This window comes from Sphingomonas phoenicis (genome assembly GCF_047238005.1).
GTDB lineage: Bacteria > Pseudomonadota > Alphaproteobacteria > Sphingomonadales > Sphingomonadaceae > Sphingomonas.
Window position 1 is genome coordinate 249110 of sequence record NZ_JBDFMC010000002.1, and the last position, 23436, is coordinate 272545.

Sequence of the window (23436 nt, forward strand, 5' to 3'; positions counted from 1 at the left end):
GTCCGTGCCCGGCCGCAAGGCGTCAGTGGTGCGGCGCCGGTGTGGCGGTGGGTGCCGGCGCCGGGCCGGGTGCGGGGCGCCTGATGCCGCCCAGATCTGCCGGCCCCTTCGTCAGGATCGCGCTTGCCGCGCTGGTCGGCGTCGGCGCGGGCAGCGGCTGGCGCTTCATGCAGCCGCCGGGGCGGGTGCGGGGATAGAGGGTGCAGTTCCACAGCGTTCGCTCCAGTCCGGCGGGACGGTCGCGCAGATAGCTGAACGCCATCGCCGCCAGCTGAACGGCGTCCGGCGCCGCTGCCTTCGGTACCGATCTGGCGTCGGTCCAGCCGAGATACTTGCAACGATCGCGCGGCCCGCAGGCGGTCTGCGCGAGTTTCGGATAGTCCTCCGGTGTCACGCCGGCAGGCAGCACCGCCAGAATGCTGTCGGCCTCGCCGGGGACGGCGGGGGCGGGCATGTTGGCGACGAGTGCGGTCGCGAGCGCGGCCGCGTCGACGGCGGCATCGGCCTCTTGCGTGGCATGGGCGGTGCTGTGCGCGTCGGAGAAGGCGGCGATCTTCTGGATCACCGGCTCGGTCGCGAGGACCTGCCGCCGGAAGGCGGCGGGCGTGCCCCACCAGCCGGTCCAGCGGAAGAACAGATGGGTGCCGACTGCGGCGATCTTGTCGAGGCTGGACTGCCAATAGGGCACCACCCAGTCGGTATGGTAATGGGTGGCGTAGCCGACCGGGCGGTACACCGCGCCCGCCAGCGCCGCGGCGGCGACCGCGCGGGCGCGCGTCCACATCGCGGCCGGCGGCTGCCAGCGGGTCAGCGCGCCGTCGCAGGTGAAAGTGAACTGGCAGCCGGTGCGGCGGTCCTGCCCCTCGAACACGACGCCGCAGACCGTCTTGGGAAAGGCGGGATGGCGAACGCGGTTCAGGACGACCTGCGCCACCGCCTTTTGCCCGACGGCGTCGTTCCCCGCCTCGTACAGCACGGCGGCGGCGAGGCAGTCGGTGGCGCGGGCGAGATCCTCCGGCCCGTCGGCCGAGCGGAAGGGCCGGGCGGCGGGGTTGGGGCCACGGACGAACGGCACGTCGGCATTGTAGGCGCGCGCCTCGTCGAGCGAGAGGTCGACCAGCTCGACCGGCTCGACGGCGGGCAGGACGCTGGGCGGGACGATGCGGCGCGGCGGTACGGCCTTGCGCGCCCGCGCGATCGCAGGCGGCGGGGCAGTGCCGACGACGAGCGCGGGCACCGCCACGCCGACGCCGGCGATCAGCGTGAGGATCGCCCGGATCGCGATGCCGGGCCGTGAATGGACGGTCACTGTTCGGGCAGGAAGTCCGGCACCGACAGATACCGCTCGCCCGTGTCGTAGTTGAAGCCGAGGACGCGGGCACCGTCGGGCAGGTCGGGCAGCTTCTGGAGGATCGCGGCGAGCGTGGCGCCCGATGAGATGCCGACCAGCATCCCCTCCTCGCGCGCGGCGCGGCGGGCCATGTCCTTGGCGACGGCGGCATCGACCTCGATCACGCCGTCGAGCGACTGGGTGTGGAGGTTGCGCGGGACGAAGCCGGCACCGATGCCCTGGATCGGATGCGGCCCCGGCTGGCCGCCGGAGATGACGGGCGACGCGGCGGGTTCGACCGCGAAGACCTTCAGGCCGGGCCATTCCTTCTTCAGCGTCTCGGCAACGCCGGTGATGTGGCCGCCGGTGCCGACGCCGGTCACGATCACGTCGATCGGGGTGTCGCGGAAATCCTCGAGGATCTCCTGCGCGGTGGTGCGGACATGGACGTCGATGTTGGCGGGATTCTCGAACTGCTGCGGCATCCACGAGCCGGGGGTCTGCTCGACCAGTTCCAGCGCACGCTCGATCGCACCCTTCATACCCTTTTCACGCGGGGTCAGGTCGAAGCTGGCACCGTAGGCGAGCATCAGGCGACGGCGTTCCAGCGACATGCTCTCGGGCATGACGAGGACCAGCTTGTAGCCCTTCACCGCGGCGACGAGCGCCAGGCCGATGCCGGTGTTGCCGCTGGTCGGCTCGATGATGGTGCCGCCGGGCTGGAGCTCGCCGGATGCCTCCGCCGCCTCGACCATGGCCAGCGCGATGCGATCCTTGATCGAGCCGCCGGGGTTCGACCGCTCGGACTTGATCCACACTTCGGAACCCGGGAACAGCCGCTGGACCCGAATGTGCGGGGTGCGGCCGATCGTGTCGAGGATGGTGTTCGCCTTCATGGCTTGGCTTCTCCGTGCTGCGGCTAAATTTCGAGCATGTCGGGGGGATCAAAGGTTCGCGCGCGTCCGAGTTCCGGAAACAGCCGCGCCCAGCCGAGCGTGACGGCGATCGCGCCGACGCCGCCGAACACCACCGCGCCGACCGGACCGAGGAGCGAGGCCATCACCCCGCTCTCGAACTCGCCCAGTTCGTTCGACGCGGAGATGGTCAGCTGCGACACCGCGCTGACCCGGCCGCGCATCGCATCGGGGGTGTGGAGCTGGATCAGCGACTGGCGGACATAGACCGACACCATGTCGGCACCGCCCGCCACGATCAGCGCCGCCAGGCTGAGGATGAAGGCGGGGTGCAGCGCGAGGAGCGTGCCGCCGGGCAGCGTCGCGACACCGGGCCGGATGCCGAGCAGGCCGGTGATGTCGCTCGCCACGCCGAACGTCAGGATGGCGAGGCCGAAGACGACGACGGCGGCCAGCATCTTCCTGCCGACATTGGTGCTCATCGGGCGGAACGAGAACCAGATGGCGGTGACGGCGGCGCCGATGCCCATCCCGGCGGCGAGCACGCCCAGCCCCTGCGAGCCGACGTGCAGGATGTCGCGGGCATAGACCGGCAGCAGCGAGGTGGCGCCGGCGAGCAGCACCGCGAACAGGTCGAGCGTGATCGCCGCCAGGACCAGCCGGTTGCGCCGGACATAGCGGAACCCCTCTGCGATGCGGGCGAGCGGGCGATGGTCGGTCTGGGCGGGCGGCTGCGGCACCGGACCGATCAGGAACATGAAGCCGAGCGCGACCGCGAACAGGATCGTCGCCACGCCGTACGCGACCTCCGGATGGATGGCGTAGAGCAGGCCGCCGACGCTGGGCCCGGCGATCGTGCCGACCTGCCACGCGATCGAGCTGATCGCGATCGCGGTGGGCAGGCTGGCGCGGGGCACCAGATTGGGGGCGAGGGCGGAATAGGCCGGGCCGGAAAAAGCGCGGGCGACGCCGAACGCGACCGCGGCGGTGAACAGCATCCACAGCTCCAGCCCGCCCGACCGGGTCAGCAGCCACAGGATCGCGGCGGTGACGACGAGGAGCGCGGTGGTGCCGCGCACGATCCAGCGCCGGTCGACGCTGTCGGCGACCAGCCCGGTAATCGGGGTGAGGAGGAACAGCGGCACGAACTGCGCGAAGCCGATCATGCCGAGCATGAACGCCGCCTGCCGCACGTCCATCGTCTCGCGGGCGAGGTTGTAGACCTGCCAGCCGATGACGATCGACATCGCGCTGACGGCGATCGTGCCGCTGAAGCGGGAAAGCCAGTAGGCACGGAAATTGGCGATGCGCAGCGGGTGCGTCGGACGGTCCATCGCGGCTGCTTTAGGCCCCGCCAGCAACGAAGGGCAACCATTCGACACCCCAGGTAATTGCTCTTCGCGGCAAACCGGGACTATAGGCCCCGTCCATCCCTTACGGAAAAACAAGGTTTCTGCTGTGGCCAAAGCCCCCCGTGCCTCTGAACCGCCGATCCCGAACCGCGAACGCCCCGGCGAGCCGCAACCCTATGAGGCGACGCAGAAGCAATTGCTGCAATTCTACAAGGAAATGCTGCTGATCCGCCGTTTCGAGGAGAAGGCGGGGCAGCTGTATGGGCTGGGCCTGATCGGCGGCTTCTGCCATCTGTACATCGGGCAGGAGGCGGTCGCCGTCGGCCTGCAATCGGCGCTGGACGGCGAGCGCGATTCGGTCATCACCGGTTATCGCGACCATGGCCACATGCTGGCGTACGGCATCGATCCGCAGGTCATCATGGCCGAGCTGACCGGGCGCGGCGCGGGCATCAGCCGCGGCAAGGGCGGGTCGATGCACATGTTCTCGACCGAGCATAAATTCTATGGCGGGCACGGCATCGTCGGCGCGCAGGTGTCGCTGGGCGCCGGCCTTGCGTTCAAGCACAAGTACAGCGGTGACGGCGGCGTCTGCCTGGCCTATTTCGGCGACGGCGCGGCGAACCAGGGCCAGGTGTACGAAGCGTTCAACATGGCCGAGCTGTGGAAGCTGCCGATCATCTTCGTGATCGAGAACAACCAGTACGCCATGGGCACCAGCGTCAATCGCGCATCGAGCGAGGACCAGCTGTATCGCCGCGGCGAAAGCTTCCGCATCCCCGGCATCCAGGTCGACGGCATGGACGTGCTGGCATGCCGCGGCGCGGCCGAGACGGCGCTGGAATGGGTGCGCGCGGGCAAGGGCCCGGTGATCCTGGAGATGAAGACCTATCGCTATCGCGGCCACTCGATGTCGGATCCGGCCAAGTACCGGAGCCGCGAGGAGGTGCAGTCGGTGCGCGACAAGTCCGACCCGATCGAGCATGTGAAACGCCTGCTGGAAGAGCGCGGCGTGAAGGAGGACGAGCTGAAGACGCTGGAACAGGCGATCCGCAAGCAGGTGGCCGAGGCCGCCGATTTCGCCGAGAGCACGCCCGAGCCGGATGCGGACGAACTCTATACCGACGTGCTGGTGGAGCGTTACTGAGATGGCGATCGCAATCAAGATGCCGGCCCTGTCTCCGACGATGGAAGAGGGCACGCTGGCCAAGTGGCTGGTGAAGGAAGGCGACAGCGTAAAATCCGGCGACATCATGGCCGAGATCGAGACCGACAAGGCGACGATGGAGTTCGAGGCGGTCGATGAAGGTACCGTCGGCAAGATCATGGTCGCCGAGGGAACCGACAACGTGAAGGTCGGCACCGTCATCATGATGCTGGCCGAGGAGGGCGAGGATGCGTCCTCCGTCACCGAGGCTCGCAGCGGCGAGGACGCGAACGCGGCGCCGAAGAACGAGCCGACCGACAGGAACGCGCCGCCGATGCCCGAGGGTGCCGCCGCCGCCGAGCAGGAGAGCGGGACGCAGCAGCTGGTCGCCCATGCCGAGAAGCAGGGCGCGAAGGATCCCGAGGTGCCCGAGGGCATCGAAATGGTGAAGACCACCGTTCGCGAGGCACTGCGCGATGCGATGGCCGAGGAGATGCGGGCCGACGAGCGCGTGTTCGTGATGGGCGAGGAAGTCGCCCAGTATCAGGGCGCGTACAAGGTGACGCAGGGCCTGCTCGACGAGTTCGGCGAGAAGCGGGTGATCGACACGCCGATCACCGAATACGGCTTCGCCGGCGTCGGCACCGGTGCGGCGATGGCGGGATTGCGTCCGATCGTCGAGTTCATGACGTTCAACTTCGCCATGCAGGCGATCGACCACATCATCAACTCGGCTGCCAAGACGAACTACATGTCGGGCGGGCAGATGCGCTGCCCGATCGTGTTTCGCGGGCCGAACGGCGCCGCCAGCCGCGTCGGCGCGCAGCACTCGCAGAACTACGGCCCGTGGTATGCCAGCGTGCCCGGCCTGATCGTGATCGCTCCGTACGATGCGGCGGATGCGAAGGGGTTGCTGAAGGCGGCGATCCGGTCGACCGATCCGGTCGTCTTCCTGGAAAACGAGCTGATGTACGGCCGCAGCTTCGACGTGCCGAAGCTGGACGACTGGGTTCTGCCGATCGGCAAGGCGCGGATCGTGCGCGAGGGCAAGGACGTGACGATCGTGTCCTACTCGATCGGCGTCGGCATCAGCCTGGAAGCCGCGGACCGGCTGGCCAAGGAAGGCATCGAGGCGGAGGTGATCGACCTGCGCACGCTGCGCCCGCTGGACAAGGAAACGGTGCTGAAGAGCCTGGCCAAGACCAATCGCCTGGTCGTCGCCGAAGAGGGCTGGCCGACCTGCTCGATCGCCTCGGAGATCACCGCGATCGTGATGGAAGAGGGCTTCGACGACCTCGACGCACCGGTGCTCCGCGTCGCCAACGAGGACGTGCCGCTGCCCTATGCCGCGAACCTCGAGAAGCTGGCGCTGATCGACGCGGACAAGGTGGTGAAGGCGGTGAAGCGGGTCTGCTACAAGTAGACGCCGCCGAAGTCCGAAGGCGAAGGGCTCCGCCAGCGATGGCGGGGCCCTTCTTCGTTTCCGCACCCCAGCACGTACCGGAGCGCTATTGCGTCAGGCGCGAGCTTGTGATGGCGCGCTGGAACAGGGTTTCGAGCGCCGCCGAGATGTCGCCATCGGTGGTGACCTGCGCAAACAGGTTCGGCGATGCGCAGGCCTGGAGTGCGGGCGCGACGCCCGGCAGCTTCGGCACGACGTTGGCCCTCGCCCAGTCCACCTCCGCCCTGGAGCGATTGTCGCCCGTCATCGAATCGGGCAGATATTCGGTGTAGAGAACGGCGATCCGGATGCCGCGTTGCTTCACCGCATCGCACAGCGCGACCGGCAGCGCGCCCAGCTGGCGCCCCCCGTCATCCTCGTCGCGCATGCCGTCGGTAATGATCATCATGACCGCCTGCGGCGAGTTGCCGGGCGTGCTCATGCCACTGCCTGCCAAGGTTGGCATGATGGTCATCGCCCGCCCGAACATGTCCTTGTAATCGGTATCGACGTCCCAGTTCCAATTGCCCTTGGTCAACTGGTTGTTGCTGTAGACCTGGAGGAGTTGCGCGCCGGCAGCGCGGCTGCGAACCGTGGCGAAGCTGTCGTTCAGGGTCGCGATCGTCTTGAACTGATTGCGCACGTGGAAGGTCGACACCGAAATCCGGTACGTCGCATGATTGTTGGCCGCAGCGTTGGTCGCGGTGTAGGTCAGGTTCTGGACAGCCACCCTCTCGGCATCTACCCGCAGCGGAATACCGTACGACACGGCATAGTCATAGAGGCTGCCCCAGGCGCCGTTCTTCAGCTGCGCCTTGCGATCGTCGATGCTGTGGCAGGCGAAGGCGCAGCCCGTCGCGGTCTTCAGCTGGTTGAACCCTGCCGTCGTCGTGGGCAGCGCCATTGATGGCGACATGTCCATCATGACGTAGAAGTCCACGTTGGGCGCGGTGCTCGCCTTCGCAGCCGCCGTGCCGCTGATCGCCAGCGTCGCCCGTCCGAGGATGCCGGAGAAGCTGTTGCTGGATTGGGCGTGATAGGTGACGGATGCGGTGCGGACCAATCCCTCGCTCGGCGTCATGGTGTCGACGACACGGATGTCCATCTGGCCGGTGTCGAGATAGTTGATCGGCAGGAGGCCGGTCATCCCGTCGACCTGCGTGCGGAACACCAGCAGCGCGCGTTGCCGCGCCGCATCGGCGTCTAGCGTGATCGTCGACAGGCTCGTCGCCGAGAGCGCCGCTGCGTCGGCGGCGGCGTTCAGCCGGGTGCGCAGCCGCATCGCCGTCGTGTAGTCGATCCCCATGCCGGTCGCGAAGGTGATCGGCAGGATCGAGAAGGCGAAGATCATCAGCACGTTGCCGCGACGATCGCGAGCGAGTGTCCGGAACGGCGACATCATGCGACGCATGTCGGGCAATCCACATAGGCAGATTTGCGGGGCACCATGTACAGCGTCTGGGTGAAGCTGATCGGCCAGGCGAAACGGCCGCTGATCGGCCGGTAGTCGTAGCTGACCTCACCCAGCACATAGTAGCTGTTGGCGATCTTCATGTCGGCCGGCAGGCCCGCGAACGGCCCCACGTCGCGCTGGACCGTGTTCCTCGCCTCGCTCCACATGACGGTGACGTTGAGGTTGCCGTCGACCTTGACGAGGCTGACGCGCGAGCGGGCGACGGACACGTCGTAGGGGGCCATGATGTCGCTGGACGCGGACAATATCGTGGCGACCTTGGTCACCGTCAGCACGTCGTTGCGCGACACGATGTCGGCGATCGCGCGTGCCACGATCGTGACGCGCCGCTGGCAGGCCGAAGCCTGGGTGAGCTGGAAGCCGCCCAGGAACAGCGTCAGCATGACCGGAAGCACCAGCGCGAATTCGACCAGCGCGAGGCCGCGGCGGTCCCGCCACAGCAGGTTCGATCCAAGGCATGTCATGAGTTGTACTGTTCCGACTGGAAGACCATCGTGCCGGTCAGCAGCCGCTTGCCGCGGCCGGCGTTCGAGAAGTCGAGGTCGAGCGGACCGAGCTGGACATTCCACAGGTACATGACCCGCACGATCATGATCGCATCGGCGCTGCCGGCGTTGAATTGGAGACCGGTGTTGACGTTGCCCGACGCATCATAGGTCGGCGCGATGTCACCGGTGTCGATCGCATCGAACGAGGGTGCCGATCGCACGTCGACCATCAGCTTGCTGCAGTCGACGATGGGCGGCATCTGCGAGCACGCATAGGCGCGGAACTGATCGGCGGTCATCGCCGCCCGGTTGGCCTGCCCGGTCATGATGTAGCGCGCGCCGCTTTCCGCGGCGGTCTGCAGCACCTGTTGCGCGAACAGGATCAGGACGGTCTGCGCGCAGGCGAGCAGCAGCGCGAAGAACGCGGCCGAGCAGATCGCAAATTCCACCGCCACCGCCCCGCGCCGATCGGTGGCGAGGGGCGGCGGCGGGGCATCAGCTGACGATAATGGGACCGACATGGCCCCGAATTAGGGGGTCAGGCGTAAACATCCCGGATCGGCCGTCAGCAGTGGCGTGGACCTTTCGGTGCTATCCTTGTGACTAACCGGTGGTTCGACGGAAAACCCGTTACCGGATGATCGTCGGGGTCTGAGTAGCCTGCCGGAAGAGGTTCTGCATCGCGGAGTGAATGCCGGGCCCGTCCGACGCCTCGAAGAACCAGCCCGGTGTCGAGCATTTCTCAAGGTTCGGCCGGATGTCGCCGGCGAGCGGCTGTACCAGCTTCGTGTACTCGTCGCGCAACGAATTGTAGTCCTTGTCGCCCACCTTCGCCTTGGGATTGGATTTCACCGGCAGATAGGTCGTGTACACCACGCCGACCGTGATGCCGGCGTCCTTGTAACGCTGACACTTGGTTGGATCGACCGTCGCCATGCAATGGCTGTAGACGCAGCCGCCGCCCTTCACGTCGGACACGCCATCGGTCACGATGAACAGGAAAGCGCGAGCCTTCGCCTTGGTGGTGCCGTCGCCTTTCACCTTTATCTTGTCGTAGGTGGTCGCCAGCATGTCGGCGAGATTGGTGTCGCCAAATCCCGAGGAGTCATTCGGGCCAAGCGTTAAGGATTGCACCTGCGACTTCAGATTTGAAAGATTGTCGGTCAGCGTTGCATAGTCAGTCGTGCTGGCGCCGATCCGATAGAGGGCGAATTGGTAGTACTTGTTGCCGTTCTGTCCATCGATCGCAGTTTGCAGCATGTCCTGGGTTGCGTCACGCAGTGTATCTATTCGAAGCCGAATGCCATAGTAATTCGCAATGAATTCGTTGGATGCGTACCATTTATTTTTAACGTTTGGCGAATCAGCTTCTGCGTCCTGGAAAACGTGACAGCCAAAGGTGCATCCCTTGCTGTCGCCGTTAGCCAATCTGGTCTTGTCCCACAGGGCATCCGCATCCGCGTTGGATGCGGCGAGACCCATCGATTGCGAAGTGTCGAGCGCCATGTGGATGTCGATATACGGCGCCAGCGTCGTCTTCGACGTGGCGGTGCCGCCGATGCCCAGCGTGTCTCGCCCGAGAATGCCGGCGAAGCTGTTCGCCGAACGGGCGGTGTAGGTGACAGCGGCCGTCCGGCTGAGCGGCAATGCCGAGGGAATATTGGTGGGGGCACCCACCGCCGGGCAGATGACGGTCACCGGGCCGCCGGTCGCCAGCGTATCGGTGATCGTGATCGTCAGCCCCGTCAGCACCTTCGTGTTGATCGTCAGGCCGGTAATGTTGGCGGCCTGGCTTTCGAAAGTGCTGCGCGCGGCGGCGCAGGCGTCGTCCATTCCCTCCTTCATCATCGGGGACGTCACCGCCGACAGGGCGGCCGCATCGGTCACCGCGTTCAGGCGGGTCTGGAGGCGCATGGCGGCCGCGTAGTCGATGCCCATGCCCGTCGCGAAGGTGATCGGGAGAACAGAGAAAGCGAAGATCATCAGCATGTTACCGCGGCGATCCCGCCAAAGTCTGCGCGCGAACGGCGCCAGCTTGCGCATCAGCATGTCGAGCAATCCACGGAATTCGATTTGCGGGGAACCATGTACAGCGACTGGGTGAAGGTGATCGGCCACGCGAAGCGGCCGCTCATCGGGTTGTAGTCGTAGGTGACCTCGCCCAGCACATAGTAGCTGTTGGCAATCTTCATCGCGGTCGGCAGCAGGGTGAACGCGCCGGTGCCACGCGGCGTCGTGTTCTTCCCCTCGCTCCAAACGACGGTCACGTTCTTGCTGGCGTCGACCTTGATCAGGCTGACGCGCGAGCGGGCAACGGTGACGTCGTACGGCGCCATGATCTGGGTCGACGCGTTCAGGATCGCATCGACCTGCGTGACGTCGATCGTGTCGTATTGCGACACCAGATCGGCGATGGCGCGCGCGACGATGGTCACGCGGCGCTGGCATGCCGATGCCTGAGACAGCTGGAAACCGCCCAGGAACAGGGTGAGCATTACCGGCAGGAGCAGAGCGAACTCGACAAGCGCGATGCCGCGCCGGTCATCGCCGCACCGGAGGAGCGGGGAGCGGGTCATGCCTTGTACGGTTCCGACTTGAAGACCATCGTACCGACCAGCAGCCGCTTGCCGCTGCCCGCGTTGGAGAAATCCAGGTTCAGCGGACCCATCTGGGTGTTCCAGAGGTACATGACCCGGACGATCATGATCGTGCCGGCCGATCCGGTGGTGAACTGCCAGTTGTTGTTCGCGTCGCCCGACGCATTATAGGTGACGGTCGGGCTACCGGTGTCGATGCCGTCGAAGCTGGTGGCACTGCGCACGTCGACGATCAGCTTGCTGCAATCGAAGATGGGCGGGATCCGGCCGCACGCATAGGAGCGGAACTGGTCAGCGGTCATGGCGTCGTTGCTGGCCTGCCCAGTCATGATGTACCGGGCACCGCCCTCTGCCGCGGTCTGCAGCGCCTGCTGGGCGAAGAAGATGAGGACGGTCTGTGCGCAGGCGATCAGCAGTGCGAGGAACGCGGCCGAGCAGATCGCGAACTCCATGACGACCGCTCCCCGAACGTCACCGGCGAGGCCCGCCAGCCGACCGGTACCACTGAGCGTGGTGGCGATCCGCTGTCGAAAATGGATCAAGCTTTGCAACGACATCGATTCAGCCGACTTCCGAAATATCCTAAGGACGTCTGCCAGATGAATGTTAAGAATCCTTCTTCCCCGACCGATGCGCGCACCGCCGAGCGGCACCTGGCGATCGGTTATGCCCCGGCCGACGCCAGAGACGGGCTCGCGGCACTGATCGCCCTCGACGAGCGGCTGGGCGCGATCGTGCGGTCGACGCGGGAGCCGATGGTGGGCCAGATGCGCCTCACCTGGTGGCACGAAGCGCTGGAGCGTCTCGATGATGCGCCGGCCCCCGCCGAACCGGTGCTGGCCGACATCGCCGCCACGGTCATCGGTGACACGGTGAAGGGGCGTGATGTGGCGGCGATGATCGACGGGTGGGAAGCGTTGCTGGACGGAGAGGTGGCCGACGATCAGGTGCTGGCAACGCATGCGCGGGCGCGGGGCGGGCAGCTGTTCGTGCTGGCGGGTCGATTGTCGGGTGCCGGTGACGAACCGTTGATCGCGGCGGGCGAGGGCTGGGCGCTGGCCGACGTGGCCGCGAACCTCTCCGATCCCGCCGCGGCGATGCGGGCGAAGCTGGGCGCCAGGGAGCGGCTGGAGGAGGTCTTCGCCCGGCGCTGGTCGCGGCCGGCGCGAGGGCTGGGGGCGCTGACGCTGATCGCGACGATGGACGTTGCGCCGGAGCTTCGTCCGCCGGGGCATCCGCTGCGTCTGGCGCGGCTGGTCCTGCATCGGCTGACCGGTCGCTGACGGGTTGCCGGATGCCCGTTCCGGCGGGTAGCGTCGGGCGGGGACGATCGGGGGAGCGGACGGATGTGGCGATATGTGGCGGGCGGAAGCGCCGGACTAGCGGCGATCGGCGCCGGTGCCCTGCTATGGACCGGCAGCAGCGCGGCGCCGGGTGGCGTACTGCCACCCCAGCCGCAGGCGGTGGCCGGCAGCGATCCACTGCCCGTACTCGACCGGGTGCCGCAGGCGAGCGAGCGCACGCGCGAGGAAAAGCGCTTCGGCCGTTACGACAAGGATCGCGACGGGCAGATCACGCGGGACGAATATCTGGCGTCGCGGCGCAAGGCCTATGCGAGGCTGGACAAGGACGGGGACGGCCGGCTGTCGTTCGACGAGTGGGCGGTGAAGGCTACCGCCAAGTTCGCCACCGCCGACCGTGACCGGTCCGGCGCCATGTCGGCGCCGGAGTTCGCGACCACCGCCGTCAAGCGGAAGCCGGCGCGAGCGGCGCCCTGTCCTCCGACGACTCCGGCTGCGGAGGAGGGGTGATCCACGCCGCCAGCGCTGCGCGACCCCGATCGGTGTAGAGCCGTTTGCGATCGGCCTTTTTGGTGCGGCCGGAAATGGGTGGAAACAGGCCGAAATTGACGTTCATCGGCTGATAGGTGGCCGCTTCCGCACCGCCGGTGATGTGGTTCAGGAGGGCGCCGAGTGCCGTTTCCACCGGCGGTGGAGCCAGCGTCTCGCCGCGAAGCTCGGCCACCGCGAATCGCCCGGCGATCAGCCCGATCGCGGCGCTTTCGATATATCCCTCGCACCCGGTGATCTGGCCGGCGAAGCGCAGGTTCGGCCGGGTCTTCAGCCGTAACGTGGCGTCCAGAAGTTCGGGCGAGCGGATGAAGGTGTTGCGATGCAGCCCGCCCAGTCGGGCGAACTCCGCATCCTGAAGGCCCGGGATGGTGCGGAACAGCCGCACCTGCTCCGCATGCTTCAGCTTGGTCTGGAAGCCGACGATGTTCCACAGCGTGCCCTGCGCATTGTCCTGGCGCAGCTGGACGACCGCATAGGGCCAGCGGCCGGTGCGCGGATCGTCGAGGCCGACCGGCTTCATCGGGCCATAGCGCAGCGTGTCGACCCCTCGTTCGGCCATCACCTCGATCGGCATGCAGCCCTCGAAATAGGGCGTGTCCTTCTCCCAGTCCTTGAACGGCGTCTTCTCGCCCGCGATCAGCCCGGCGTGGAAGGCGAGGTACTGGTCCCTGTCCATCGGGCAGTTGATGTAATCGGCCTCGCCCTTGTCCCAGCGGCTGGCCTTCCAGGCAATGCCCATGTCGATGCTGTCATGATGCACGATCGGGGCGAGCGCGTCGAAAAAGGCCAATGCCTCGCTGCCCGTAGCGCCGCCGATCGACCCGGCGAGGGAGGCGGCGGTCAACGGCCCGGTGGCGATGATCGCCGGCCCGGCCGGCAGCGCATCGACCCGCTCCCGTACCAGCGTGACGTTGGGGTGCGAGGCGAGGGCTGCGGTGACGGCGGCGGAATAGCCGTCGCGATCGACCGCAAGGGCCGAGCCGGCGGGAACGCGGTGGCGATCCGCCTCGCGCAGGATCAGCGAACCCAGCGTGCGCATCTCCTGATGCAGCAGCCCGACGGCGTTCGCCTCCGCATCGTCGGACCGGAAGCTGTTCGAGCAGACGAGTTCGGCGAGGTCGTCGGTCTGGTGGGCGGGGGTGCGCTCGCCGGAGCCGCGCATCTCGGACAGGCGGACGGCGAAGCCGGCCTCGGCCAGCTGCCACGCGGCTTCCGATCCGGCAAGGCCGCCGCCGACGATGTGAATGTCGTGGGTCATCGCACCCGGATAGCGATGCGGGCTTGCCGTGTCAGGTGCGGATCGTCAGCGTACAGGCATGACCATCTTCACGATCGGGTACGAGGGCGTGACCTCGGCGGCGTTCGTCGCGACGCTGCAGGCAGCCGGCGTGACGCGGGTGATCGACGTGCGGGCGCTGCCGCTGTCGCGTCGACCGGGGTTTTCGAAGACGACGCTGGCCGCGACGCTGCGCGAGGCGGAGATCGACTATGTCCATCTGAAGGCGCTCGGTACGCCCAAGCGCGGGCGCGATGCCGCCAAGAAGGGCGACGTGGCGACCCTGATCGCGGTCTATGACGAGCAGCTGACGCTGCCGGAGGCGCAGGTCGCCGCCGCGCGGATGCTGGAGTTGACCGCGGAGATGCCGAGCGCGTTGCTCTGCTACGAGCGCGACCCGTGCCACTGCCACCGGACGCTGTTGCTGGCGGCGGTGGCGGAGGGGCGCGAGGTGATCGATCTGTTCGCGTGACCGACACGGACAATAGCATGCTGGTCGCGCGCCTGACCGGTAACGAGAAGGAGTGCCTGCGGCGCCGGTTGCTGCCCCAGACCGCCAAGGAAATGGCGCTGGACCTGGGTATCTCGCCCCACGCCGTCGAAAAGCGGCTGAAGATGGCAAGAGCCAAATTGGGAGTATCGTCGTCGCTGGAGGCGGCACGGATGCTCGCCGTGGAAGAGGGGTACCATCCGCTGGTACCCCATTCGCCGGACCTGTCCGGCCTGCCCGATCCGGTCGACAGCAGCGGCGTCGCATCGCTCCCGGTGGGTGGATGGCGGCGCTTCCTCTTGCCGATCGGATTGACGATGCTCGCAGCACTGTTCCTTCTCGCCTTGATCCAGGACGTTCCCGATCCCCTGGTCGAGCCGAGCCCGTTGATGGATCAGAACGGGCGGCGAGTACCCGGTCGCAAGGTTGGGCTGGATGAAGCTGCAGCCTTCAACCGGCAGGAGTTCGCGCGGAAGGATATCGATCACTCCGGCTTCCTCGATCCCGTCGAGGCCTCTGCGATGGAACCGCGCGATCGCTATCGGGACGCGAGCTTGCCCGCCGCGTCGGCCAGCGGCGTGCGCGATCCGGCGGCCGAAGCCAAGTGGATGGGCAAGCTGGACCATGACCGGGACGGGAAGGTAAGCACGGAAGAATATGTCGATTACATGATCCCGTGGACACTCTGGACGGGCGTTCCGGCCGATGCGCCGGTCTCGACGACGCGGTGATGCTGACGGCGGGCTGATAGGCCCGCCATCTGGACCGACCGTCCGCCAGGGCTAGAGACCCAGTCGCACGCGCCCGACGATCTTGTCGCCGGCATGGCGGGCATCGGCGAAGGGGCCGATCGCTGCATCCCGGTCGACATCGGTACCGATGTAGGAAAGGCCGAGGGTCAGCGGCCCGGTGCGATGCTCGACGCCGATCCGCCAGTCGGTGTAGCTGCCCCCCGGCCGCAACCGTTGCGCGCGGAGGGGATCGTCGACGCTGCCGCCGCTGTGGCCGATTTCCGCCAGGACCGTGAACGGCGTGCCGGGGATGCCGCTGTCGAGGCCGGCATAGACATAGAGATTGTCGCCGCCGATCGCGTCCTGCGAGGGAGCATAGATGGCACCGCCGGTGATCTGTGCCGGACCGAGGCCGAAGCCGGCGCTGCCGCCAAGTTCGACATAGTCCATCTTCGAGGCCGCGCCGGTGAAAAGGTGACCGGTGGCGGAGGCGCGGACGCGGATCGCGCCCAGGTCCCAGCCGGTACCGACGGACAGATCGACGACGCCGTCCGCATCGTCGTGCCGGGCCGAGCCGCGTAGCGCGGCGACGCGGGCCGATGCCTCGATCACGCCGACCGACAGCAGGGCATCGGCGGAAACGGAGGCGCGGCCCTCGCTCCAGCTGAGGCCGCGCCGAACCTCGTCGTTCGTCGCTTCGATCCCGGCGTCCAGCGAGCGCTGCGCCGTGGCGGCAGCCGGGGAACAGAGTGCCGTCGCCGCTGTCAGCAGCGCCATCGAACGGACGGTCACCCTGCGCGGACCGATCCATGCAACCGGTCGATCTCGCCGCGAAGAAGTTCATGGTCCTCGGCCGCCATCGCGCGGACATGGCCGTGGAGATCGTCCATGCGGCCGGCAACCTCGCGGTCGATCGCGGCGCGATGGGTGTCGCACCAGCCCGGGCGGCTGCCGGTCAGCACCCCCTCGCGTATGAACGAGCGGCTCATGGTCGATCCGCCGGCCGCGGTCGCTTGGCGCTGGACCATCATGTCGGCCGACCATGTGCAGCGCAGCGACGAGGCCCGTCCACCTGCACCGGCGGCACCGACCTGGCGGTAGCTGATCGCGACGTTGCCGTCATAGCGCGCGTCGACGCTGCCGGCAGGATGATCAACGCGGACGTTGTGCCCGACCGGTGCGGGAGGCGCTGCGGTTGCTGTGCCGAGCATCAGCGCGGCGATGATGAAGGGGGTCATGATCGTCTCCTGTGGTATCCCGACCTATGCTGATCGGTGAGGCCACGGCGCCGGAAAGGGCCGCAATGGTATAATGATCGAAAGCGTCGATCGTTGCAGATGCAACCAGTTGACGGAGCGTTCGCTCCGGAGCTTCAGCCCGTGACCGGCAGCGCTACCCGTCCATCCGCGTCGCGGTGCAGGGGGCCGTATGCGACGACCGTATCGAGCCGCAACGGCTCATACAGGTGGGGGAAGAGTTGGCCGCCGCGGCTCTCCTCCCACCGGATGCTGCGATAGGCGGCGAGATCGACGGCGGCGACCCACAGATCCGTCTGGCCGGCGAAGTGCCTGTCGACCGTCTCGGTCAGCTGCACCTCGGTGGACAGATGGATGAAGCCGTCCGACAGATCGACCGGAGCGCCATCGAACCGTCCTTCGTGTTCAAGCGCCGCCATCTGCTCGGCAGTCAGCACCTTGTACGCGGTGAGCGGCCGATCGGTCACTCGCCATCCTCCCCGTCGCCGGATTCGTCGACCGTCTCGTCCATCGTCGCCGGGCCGGTGCCGTCGTCGACCGTCAGCGTGTCCGTCGGCGGGGTTGCAGGGGCGTCGGCGCGTTCGGCCGCGACCAGCGCCTCCGCATCGTTCTCGGGCTCCTCTTCCTCGTCGATCTTGGCGGCGGAGACGACGTGCTCGTTCTTGGCGACACTGAACAGGGTGACGCCCTGCGTGTTGCGGCCGGTGACGCGGACATCGCCGACCGACATGCGGATCAGCTTGGCCTGATCGGTGACCAGCATCAGCTGCTCGCCCGAATGGGCGGGGAAGCTGGCGACGACCGGTCCGTTGCGGGCGGCCGAGACGATGTTGGTGATGCCCTGACCGCCGCGGTTGGTGCGACGATACTCGTAGGCGGACGTGCGCTTGCCATAGCCGTTCGCGGTGACAGTGAGGATGAACTCCTCCGCATCCTCGAACGCCTTCATCCGCTCGGGCGGCAGCGTCATCTCACGCTCGCCCTCCTTCCACGGCGCGGCCTTCAGATAGGCGTCGCGCTCCTCGGTCGAGGCGGCAAAGCCACGCAGCACCGACAGCGAGATCACACGATCGTCCTGCGACAGGCTGACGCCGCGGACGCCGGTCGAGGTGCGGCTCTGAAATTCGCGGACGTCGGTGGCGGCGAAGCGGATCGCCTTGCCCTGTCGCGTGGCGAGCAGCACGTCGTCGGTCTCGGTGAGCAGCGCGACGCCGATCAGCTTGTCGGTCGATTCATCGTCGAAGCGCATCGCCAGCTTGCCGTTGGACGGGATGTTGGCGAACGCGTCCATGCTGTTGCGGCGGACGGTGCCATTGGCGGTCGCGAACATGACGTGCAGGTCGCCCCAGCGGCCTTCGTCCTCGGGCAGCGGAAGGACGGTCGAGATCGTTTCGCCGGGGCCCAGCGGGAGGAGGTTGACCATCGGCCGGCCGCGGGTGGCGGGGCCGCCCTCCGGCAGGCGCCAGACCTTCATCCGGTACACCTTGCCGGCGGTCGAGAAGAACAGCACGGGCGTGTGCGTCGAGGTGACGAACAGGCTGGTGACGGCGTCCTCGTCCTTCGTCGCCATGCCGGCGCGGCCCTTACCGCCGCGCTTCTGGGCGCGGAACGCATCGAGCGGCGTGCGCTTGATATAACCCTCGACCGTGACGGTGACGACCATGTCCTCCCGCTCGATCAGATCCTCGTCGTCGATGCCGCCGGTGAAATTGACGATCTCGGTCCGGCGCGGGGTCGCGGCCTGATCGCGGATCGCCTGAAGCTCGCCGCGCAGCACCTCGTACAGTTTCACGCGGTTGGCGAGGACCTCGAGCAGCTCGGCGATGGAATCCGCCAGCGCCTTCAGCTCGTCGCCGATCTCGTCACGGCCGAGTGCGGTCAGGCGGTGCAGACGCAGGTCGAGGATCGCGCGGACCTGGGCGTCGGACAGGCGATAGACGTCGCCCGACGCCTCGTCCTCAACCGCTTCGACCAGCGCCAGATAGGGTGCGATCTCGGCAACCGGCCACTCGCGCGCCAGCAGCGCCATCCGCGCAGCGACCGGGCTGGCCGAACCGCGGATGATGCGGACGACCTCGTCCAGGTTGGTGACGGCGATGACCAGCCCGAGCAACAGGTGAGCCCGCTCGCGCGCCTTGTTCAGCTCGAACTTCGAGCGGCGGGTGATGACCTGCTCGCGGAACTGGATGAAGGCCTGGATGATGTCGCGCAGGTTGAGAAGTTCGGGCCGTCCGCCGCGAATGGCGAGCATGTTCGCCGGGAACGATCCTTGCGCCGGCGTGTGCCGCCAGAGCTGGTTGAGGACGACGTCGGCGGTCGCGTCACGCTTCAGGTCGATCACGATCCGAACGCCCTCGCGGTTCGATTCGTCGCGGATGTCGCTGATCCCCTCGATCCGCTTTTCCTTGGCGGCGTCGGCGATCTTCTCGACCAGCGCGTTCTTGCCCTGCTGGAACGGGATCTCGGTCAGGACGATCGACTGGCGGTCGCCGCGGTGATTCTCGATCGTGTGGCGCGAACGGACGATGATCGAGCCGCGCCCGGTGGAATAGGCGGAGCGGGCGCCGGCACGGCCGAGGATGATGGCACCGGTCGGGAAATCCGGGCCGGGGACGATCTCGGTCAGTTCTTCCGAGGTGATCGCACCATTGTCCAGATAGGCGAAACACGCGTCGATCACCTCGCCCAGATTGTGGGGCGGGATGTTGGTGGCCATGCCAACGGCGATGCCGCCGGCGCCATTGACCAGCAGGTTGGGGAACTGGGCCGGCAGCACCTGCGGCTCGCGTTCCGACCCGTCATAGTTGGGGGTGAAATCGACGGTATCCTTGTCGAGACCGTCGAGCAGCGCATTGGCGACCTTGGCCAGGCGCGCCTCGGTATAGCGCATCGCGGCGGGGGGATCGGGATCCATCGAGCCGAAATTGCCCTGGCCGTCGATCAGCGGCAGCCGCATCGACCAGTCCTGCGCCATCCGGGCCAACGCGTCGTAGATCGCGCTGTCGCCGTGCGGATGGTATTTACCCATCACATCGCCGACGATGCGGGCGGACTTGCGATAGGGGCGCCCGGCGACGAAGCCGCTTTCATAGGCGGAATAGAGAATGCGGCGATGCACCGGCTTCAGCCCGTCGCGGACATCGGGCAGCGCGCGGGCGACGATCACGCTCATCGCATAGTCGAGATAGCTCGACTTCATCTCGTCAACGATCGAGATCGTCGAAATGTCTGAGGGTTCGGCGAGCAGTGTCTCGTCGGCCAAGGTCTTCTTCCGGTTCGTTACAGGGGTGTGTCAGTACCCATGTAGGCGGTCCGGCTGCACATGTCACGCGCACGCACGTCGCCCGCGCAGGCGCGCGCGTACGCGTGAAGGTGGATCACCGGTGAGTGACGGTGTGGGTCTTCGTGACCGACACGGTCCTGGCGGCATGGTGGCCGGCGGTTCGCGGACGGGCGGTCGCGAAGGCGGCGGTGCCGGACAGCAGCGCCGCGACGGCGAGGATGGCGGCAGGGGCGGACTTGGTCATGATTTCGGTCCTTCGCGACAGGGGAGGGAGGTGCCGCGCCGGCTGGGAGGGGGCCGGGCGGCGAGGACCTTCATGACGACTGCAGCCTGTCGGCGGCGTGGCGTGATCGTTACAATTCGGACAGTCGCCGTGCCCGGGCGTCGTCAGGGAGTGATCTCGGCCCCGTCCCATGCGAACAGCCGGCCGCTGTCGGGCGCCTTCAGCCCGTCGATGACGTCGAGCAGTTGTACCGCCGCCCGGTCGGGCGCGAACAGCTGGTCGCTTCGGACGCTGCCGCTGAACGGCCTGGACAGTTCGGTGTCGACGGTGCCGGGATGCAGCCCGACGACGATGCTGCGGTCGTTGCGGCGGCGCTCCTCGATCGAGAGGGTGCGGATCAACTGGTTCAGCGCCGCCTTCGCCGCCCGGTAGCCGTACCAGCCGCCCAGCCGGTTATCGCCGATGCTGCCGACCCGCGCGGACAGCATGGCAAAGACGCAGCGACCGGTCTTCGGCATCGCCGGCAGGAAGTGCTTGGCGACCAGCGCGGGGCCGATCGCATTGACGGCGTACTGGCGCGCCAGCCAGACGGGATCGAGTGCCGCCATGCTCTTCTCAGGGCCGCGGTCGCCCTCGTGCAGCAGGCCTGTCGCGACGACGACCAGGTCTGGCGGACGGCAAAGCGAGGCGGCCGCGGCGGCGATCGTCTCCTCGCGCTCCAGGTCGAGATGGTCCGCACCGGGCCAGGACCGGGCGAAGCCGCGGACCGGCACCTCTTCCTCGGTCAGGGCATCGACCAGGGCGGCGCCGATACCGCCCGACGCCCCGATCACGACGGCACTGCGCAGGCCGGTCATCGTGCGAACCGCCAGCGATCGCCGTCGCTGTCCGCCGCGACGAAGCGATAGCCGTCGCTGTCGAAGCCGCGCATGTCGTCGGGCTTCTCGATCCTGTGCTCGATCAGCCAGCGGGCCATCATGCCGCGTGCCTTCTTGGCGTGGAAGCTCACGAAGCGATCGCCGTCGCGGAAATCGACGGTGACGACGCGCACGTTCGCAGGAAGACGACCGTCCACCGCCGCCCAATATTCCTGGCTGGCCAGGTTCAGGATGGTCGCCGACCCCTCGTCGGCGAGGTCGGCCGCGAGCAGGTCGGCGATGCGCGGTCCCCACCAGTCGGTCAGCCGGTCGTGCCGCGGAGCCCAGCGCGTGCCCATTTCCAGCCGGTACGGGCGCATGGCGTCGAGCGGGCGGAGCAGACCGTAGAGGCCGGACAGCATCCGCAGATGCCCTTGCGCAAAGGGCAGGGCCGCCTCATCCAGGCTGCGCGCATCCAGGCCGGTATAGACGTCGCCGGCAAAGGCGAAGATCGCGGGCCGCTGCGCGGCGGTGTCGAAATCGCGAAAGCGGTCGGCGTTCAACTTGGCGAGGGGGGCAGAGATCTTCATCAGCTCACGCAGGCGCTTCTGCGGCAGGCGAGCGGCGGAACGCGCCAGACCGGCGGCCTCTTCGGCCAGTCTCGGCTGCGTGGGCGAAACCGGCGGCAATGGACTGTCGTAATCCAGCGTCTTGGCGGGGGAGATGACGGCGATCATGCCGGCCGGGTAGCGGGGTGGCCGTCCGGGTTCAATCGGCGTTCAATTGCAGTTCAGGGCAGCGGCTTCAGGGAACCAAGATGGTTTCCCTCGCTTGAAGCGGCGATCCGCGGCCGATAGAGCGGCCACGCTGCGACATGCCCACAGGAGAGTTCGCCCCCATGAAGAGTATTTCCAAGTTCGCGCTGGCACTTGCCCTCTCGACCGGGATCGGTGGTCTGGCGCTGGTGCCCCCCGCCGTCGCGCAGAAGAAGAAGGCCGAGGAGGCCAAGGGCCCCAAGCTGAGCCCCGATGCGCTGAAGGCGGCGCAGACCGCGCAGACCGCGCTGAATGCCAAGGATCTCGCCACCGCGGAGCCGGCGATCGTGCAGATGGAAGCCGCGGCGAAGACCGACGACGACAAGTATTTCGCCGCCGTCTTCCGCTACAACCTGATCCAGCAGAAGATGCAGGCGGCCCGCGCCGCCAATCCGAACGCGCCGATCGACGAGACGGCGCTGGCCGCACCGCTCGATGCGCTGATCGCCAGCCCGGTGACGAAGCCGGAGGAGAAGGCGAAGTTCGCCTATCAGCGCGGGCTCCTGGCCTATAACGGCAAGCAGTTTCCGGTCGCGATCCAGTATCTGAACCAGGCGAAGCAGCTCGGCTATCCCGACCCCAACCTGTCGCTGCAACTGGCGCAGGCAAAGGTCGGCAGCGGCGACGTCGCCGGTGGGCTGGCGGACCTCGATGCGTCGGTCCAGGCGTCCACCGCGGCAGGGCAGAAGCCGGCCGAGGACATCTACAAATACGGCATCTCGCGCGCGAATGCCGCCAAGCTGGCGCCGCAGACGATGTCGTGGATCCAGCGCTACGTCGTCGCCTACCCGACGCGCAAGAACTGGCGCGACGTGGTCGTCACCTATGGCCTGGCGGGCAATTCGATCGTGAAGCTGGACGACGGGCAGAAGGTGGACCTGTTCCGCCTGCTCCGCGCGACCGGCTCGCTGGCCGACCAGAACGATTACCTGGAATATGCCGACGACGTGCAGCGCCGCGGCCTGCCGGCGGAGGCGCAGGCGGTGATCAAGGAGGGCCAGGCCTCCGGCAAGATTCCCGCGTCGAACACGCTGGCCAAGCAGATCCTGACCGATGCGACCGCCGCGCTGAAGACCGAAGGCTCGCTGGCGCCGCTCGCCACCCGGGCGAAGGCAGCCGCGAATGGCAAGCTCGCCGCAGGTACGGCCGACGCCTATCTGGGCGCGGGCGAATATGCCCCTGCGATCGAGCTGTACCGGGTGGCCTTGCAGAAGGGCGGCGTCGATGCGGACGAGGTGAATACGCACATGGGCATCGCCCTTGCCCGTTCGGGCGACAAGGCGGGCGCGAAGACGGCTTTCGACGCGGTGAAGGCTTCGCCGCGGTCGGGCATCGCGGCCCTGTGGAACGCGTATCTGGAGGCGCCGACTCCGACGGCATGAGGGCGATCGGGGCGGGGTCGGCGCGATCGCGCCGGCTCCTGCCCCGGCTGCCGCCTCAGCCGCTGATCGGGATGCCGGACAGCGACTTGGCGGTGCGGATCGTCAGCGACGTCTTCACGCTTGCGACGTTGGGTGCCGGCGTCAGGTGCGTCGTCAGGATCTCCTGAAAGCTTTTCAGGTCCGATGCGACGATCTTCAGGATGAAGTCGATCTCGCCGTTCAGCATGTGGCATTCGCGTACTTCGGGGATGGCGGCGACGTGATCCTCGAACGCGGCAAGGTCGCGCTCCGCCTGGCTGCGCAACGATACCATGGCGAAGACGGTGATCGGATAGCCAAGCCGTGCCGCATCCAGATCGGCGTGATAGCCGCGAATCGCGCCGCCTTCCTCGAGCGCGCGCACCCGGCGCAGACAGGGCGGTGCCGTCAGCCCGACACGTTCCGCCAGATCGACATTCGTCATTCGGCCGTCATCCTGCAGATATGACAGGATCTGTCGGTCGATACGGTCGATTGCCATCGTCTGA

General features: G+C 67.3%; 25 protein-coding genes. 7 read left to right on the forward strand and 18 right to left on the reverse strand.

Features of this window, described 5'->3' with window-relative positions; all coding sequences use genetic code 11:
* Window positions 1-22: 22 nt before the first annotated feature.
* Genes ABC319_RS01935 through ABC319_RS01945 form a run of 3 tightly spaced genes read right to left on the reverse strand, consistent with a single transcriptional unit; the run spans window position 23 to window position 3578 of the window.
* The gene (locus tag ABC319_RS01935; RefSeq protein ID WP_413068612.1) at window positions 23-1309 is read right to left on the reverse strand and encodes a cell wall hydrolase; all 1287 of its coding nucleotides are present in this window, start codon (window positions 1307-1309) and stop codon (window positions 23-25) included.
* A complete protein-coding gene (cysK, locus tag ABC319_RS01940; protein ID WP_413068613.1) occupies window positions 1306-2226 on the reverse strand; it encodes a cysteine synthase A in 921 nt (306 codons plus the stop codon). The genes ABC319_RS01935 and cysK overlap by 4 nt, the downstream gene beginning before the upstream one ends.
* A gap of 23 nt (window positions 2227-2249) precedes the next feature.
* Window positions 2250-3578, reverse strand: a complete 1329-nt coding sequence (locus tag ABC319_RS01945) for an MFS transporter (RefSeq protein ID WP_413068614.1) — start codon at window positions 3576-3578, stop codon at window positions 2250-2252.
* Window positions 3579-3702: 124 nt separating this feature from the next.
* On the opposite strand from ABC319_RS01945, the gene pdhA reads away from it, so the two are divergent.
* On the forward strand, window positions 3703-4743 hold the full coding sequence (gene pdhA / locus ABC319_RS01950; RefSeq protein ID WP_413068615.1) for a pyruvate dehydrogenase (acetyl-transferring) E1 component subunit alpha: 1041 nt from the start codon (window positions 3703-3705) through the stop codon (window positions 4741-4743).
* Window position 4744: 1 nt separating this feature from the next.
* Entirely contained in the window at window positions 4745-6166 is a 1422-nt protein-coding gene (locus tag ABC319_RS01955) for a pyruvate dehydrogenase complex E1 component subunit beta (protein WP_413068616.1), read from the forward strand.
* Between the two features lie 85 nt (window positions 6167-6251).
* Here ABC319_RS01955 and ABC319_RS01960 read toward each other — a convergent pair whose 3' ends face one another.
* The 6 genes from ABC319_RS01960 to ABC319_RS01985 all read right to left on the reverse strand — a co-directional run bounded on the left by ABC319_RS01960 (window position 6252) and on the right by ABC319_RS01985 (window position 11285).
* Window positions 6252-7595: a TadE/TadG family type IV pilus assembly protein gene (locus ABC319_RS01960; RefSeq protein ID WP_413068617.1), complete on the reverse strand. Its 1344-nt coding sequence runs from the start codon at window positions 7593-7595 to the stop codon at window positions 6252-6254.
* Window positions 7583-8122: a TadE/TadG family type IV pilus assembly protein gene (locus ABC319_RS01965; RefSeq protein WP_413068618.1), complete on the reverse strand. Its 540-nt coding sequence runs from the start codon at window positions 8120-8122 to the stop codon at window positions 7583-7585. Before ABC319_RS01965 ends, ABC319_RS01960 begins: the two co-directional genes overlap by 13 nt.
* Window positions 8119-8601, reverse strand: a complete 483-nt coding sequence (locus tag ABC319_RS01970) for a TadE/TadG family type IV pilus assembly protein (RefSeq protein WP_413068619.1) — start codon at window positions 8599-8601, stop codon at window positions 8119-8121. The genes ABC319_RS01965 and ABC319_RS01970 overlap by 4 nt, the downstream gene beginning before the upstream one ends.
* A gap of 175 nt (window positions 8602-8776) precedes the next feature.
* Window positions 8777-10195, reverse strand: coding sequence for a TadE/TadG family type IV pilus assembly protein (locus ABC319_RS01975; protein WP_413068620.1), 1419 nt, complete (start codon window positions 10193-10195; stop codon window positions 8777-8779).
* Window positions 10189-10722, reverse strand: a complete 534-nt coding sequence (locus tag ABC319_RS01980) for a TadE/TadG family type IV pilus assembly protein (RefSeq protein WP_413068621.1) — start codon at window positions 10720-10722, stop codon at window positions 10189-10191. The genes ABC319_RS01975 and ABC319_RS01980 overlap by 7 nt, the downstream gene beginning before the upstream one ends.
* On the reverse strand, window positions 10719-11285 hold the full coding sequence (locus ABC319_RS01985; protein WP_413068622.1) for a TadE/TadG family type IV pilus assembly protein: 567 nt from the start codon (window positions 11283-11285) through the stop codon (window positions 10719-10721). Before ABC319_RS01985 ends, ABC319_RS01980 begins: the two co-directional genes overlap by 4 nt.
* 57 nt (window positions 11286-11342) lie before the next feature.
* Between ABC319_RS01985 and ABC319_RS01990 the strand changes: the two genes are divergently transcribed.
* Together ABC319_RS01990 and ABC319_RS01995 are read left to right on the forward strand one after the other, a co-directional pair.
* Complete coding sequence (locus ABC319_RS01990) at window positions 11343-12026, forward strand: squalene/phytoene synthase family protein (RefSeq protein ID WP_413068623.1); 684 nt, start codon at window positions 11343-11345, stop codon at window positions 12024-12026.
* Window positions 12027-12089: 63 nt separating this feature from the next.
* On the forward strand, window positions 12090-12554 hold the full coding sequence (locus tag ABC319_RS01995) for an EF-hand domain-containing protein (protein WP_413068624.1): 465 nt from the start codon (window positions 12090-12092) through the stop codon (window positions 12552-12554).
* Here ABC319_RS01995 and trmFO read toward each other — a convergent pair.
* Complete coding sequence (trmFO, locus tag ABC319_RS02000) at window positions 12490-13854, reverse strand: methylenetetrahydrofolate--tRNA-(uracil(54)-C(5))-methyltransferase (FADH(2)-oxidizing) TrmFO (protein WP_413068625.1); 1365 nt, start codon at window positions 13852-13854, stop codon at window positions 12490-12492. The genes ABC319_RS01995 and trmFO overlap by 65 nt on opposite strands.
* A 58-nt stretch (window positions 13855-13912) precedes the next feature.
* Here trmFO and ABC319_RS02005 point away from each other — a divergent pair, with 58 nt between their 5' ends.
* Entirely contained in the window at window positions 13913-14344 is a 432-nt protein-coding gene (locus ABC319_RS02005) for a DUF488 domain-containing protein (protein ID WP_413068626.1), read from the forward strand.
* A complete protein-coding gene (locus ABC319_RS02010; RefSeq protein WP_413068627.1) occupies window positions 14341-15093 on the forward strand; it encodes a hypothetical protein in 753 nt (250 codons plus the stop codon). The genes ABC319_RS02005 and ABC319_RS02010 overlap by 4 nt, the downstream gene beginning before the upstream one ends.
* 51 nt (window positions 15094-15144) lie before the next feature.
* Here the strand turns inward: ABC319_RS02010 and ABC319_RS02015 are convergent, their stop codons facing one another.
* The 7 genes from ABC319_RS02015 to yaaA form a co-directional block, all read right to left on the reverse strand.
* On the reverse strand, window positions 15145-15885 hold the full coding sequence (locus ABC319_RS02015; protein ID WP_413068628.1) for a TorF family putative porin: 741 nt from the start codon (window positions 15883-15885) through the stop codon (window positions 15145-15147).
* Window positions 15882-16331, reverse strand: coding sequence for a hypothetical protein (locus ABC319_RS02020; RefSeq protein ID WP_413068629.1), 450 nt, complete (start codon window positions 16329-16331; stop codon window positions 15882-15884). The genes ABC319_RS02015 and ABC319_RS02020 overlap by 4 nt, the downstream gene beginning before the upstream one ends.
* Window positions 16332-16465: 134 nt before the next feature.
* Entirely contained in the window at window positions 16466-16816 is a 351-nt protein-coding gene (locus ABC319_RS02025) for a DUF952 domain-containing protein (RefSeq protein ID WP_413068630.1), read from the reverse strand.
* Window positions 16813-19611: a DNA gyrase subunit A gene (gene gyrA / locus ABC319_RS02030; protein WP_413068631.1), complete on the reverse strand. Its 2799-nt coding sequence runs from the start codon at window positions 19609-19611 to the stop codon at window positions 16813-16815. Before gyrA ends, ABC319_RS02025 begins: the two co-directional genes overlap by 4 nt.
* Window positions 19612-19726: 115 nt before the next feature.
* Complete coding sequence (locus tag ABC319_RS02035; protein WP_413068632.1) at window positions 19727-19876, reverse strand: hypothetical protein; 150 nt, start codon at window positions 19874-19876, stop codon at window positions 19727-19729.
* Between the two features lie 143 nt (window positions 19877-20019).
* On the reverse strand, window positions 20020-20712 hold the full coding sequence (locus ABC319_RS02040) for an SDR family NAD(P)-dependent oxidoreductase (protein WP_413068633.1): 693 nt from the start codon (window positions 20710-20712) through the stop codon (window positions 20020-20022).
* Window positions 20709-21449, reverse strand: coding sequence for a peroxide stress protein YaaA (gene yaaA / locus ABC319_RS02045; RefSeq protein ID WP_413068634.1), 741 nt, complete (start codon window positions 21447-21449; stop codon window positions 20709-20711). Before yaaA ends, ABC319_RS02040 begins: the two co-directional genes overlap by 4 nt.
* 161 nt (window positions 21450-21610) lie before the next feature.
* Here yaaA and ABC319_RS02050 point away from each other — a divergent pair, with 161 nt between their 5' ends.
* Window positions 21611-22909, forward strand: coding sequence for a hypothetical protein (locus ABC319_RS02050; RefSeq protein ID WP_413068635.1), 1299 nt, complete (start codon window positions 21611-21613; stop codon window positions 22907-22909).
* A 55-nt stretch (window positions 22910-22964) separates the two neighbouring features.
* Here ABC319_RS02050 and ABC319_RS02055 read toward each other — a convergent pair whose 3' ends face one another.
* Entirely contained in the window at window positions 22965-23429 is a 465-nt protein-coding gene (locus ABC319_RS02055; protein ID WP_413068636.1) for an Lrp/AsnC family transcriptional regulator, read from the reverse strand.
* Window positions 23430-23436: the final 7 nt, after the last annotated feature.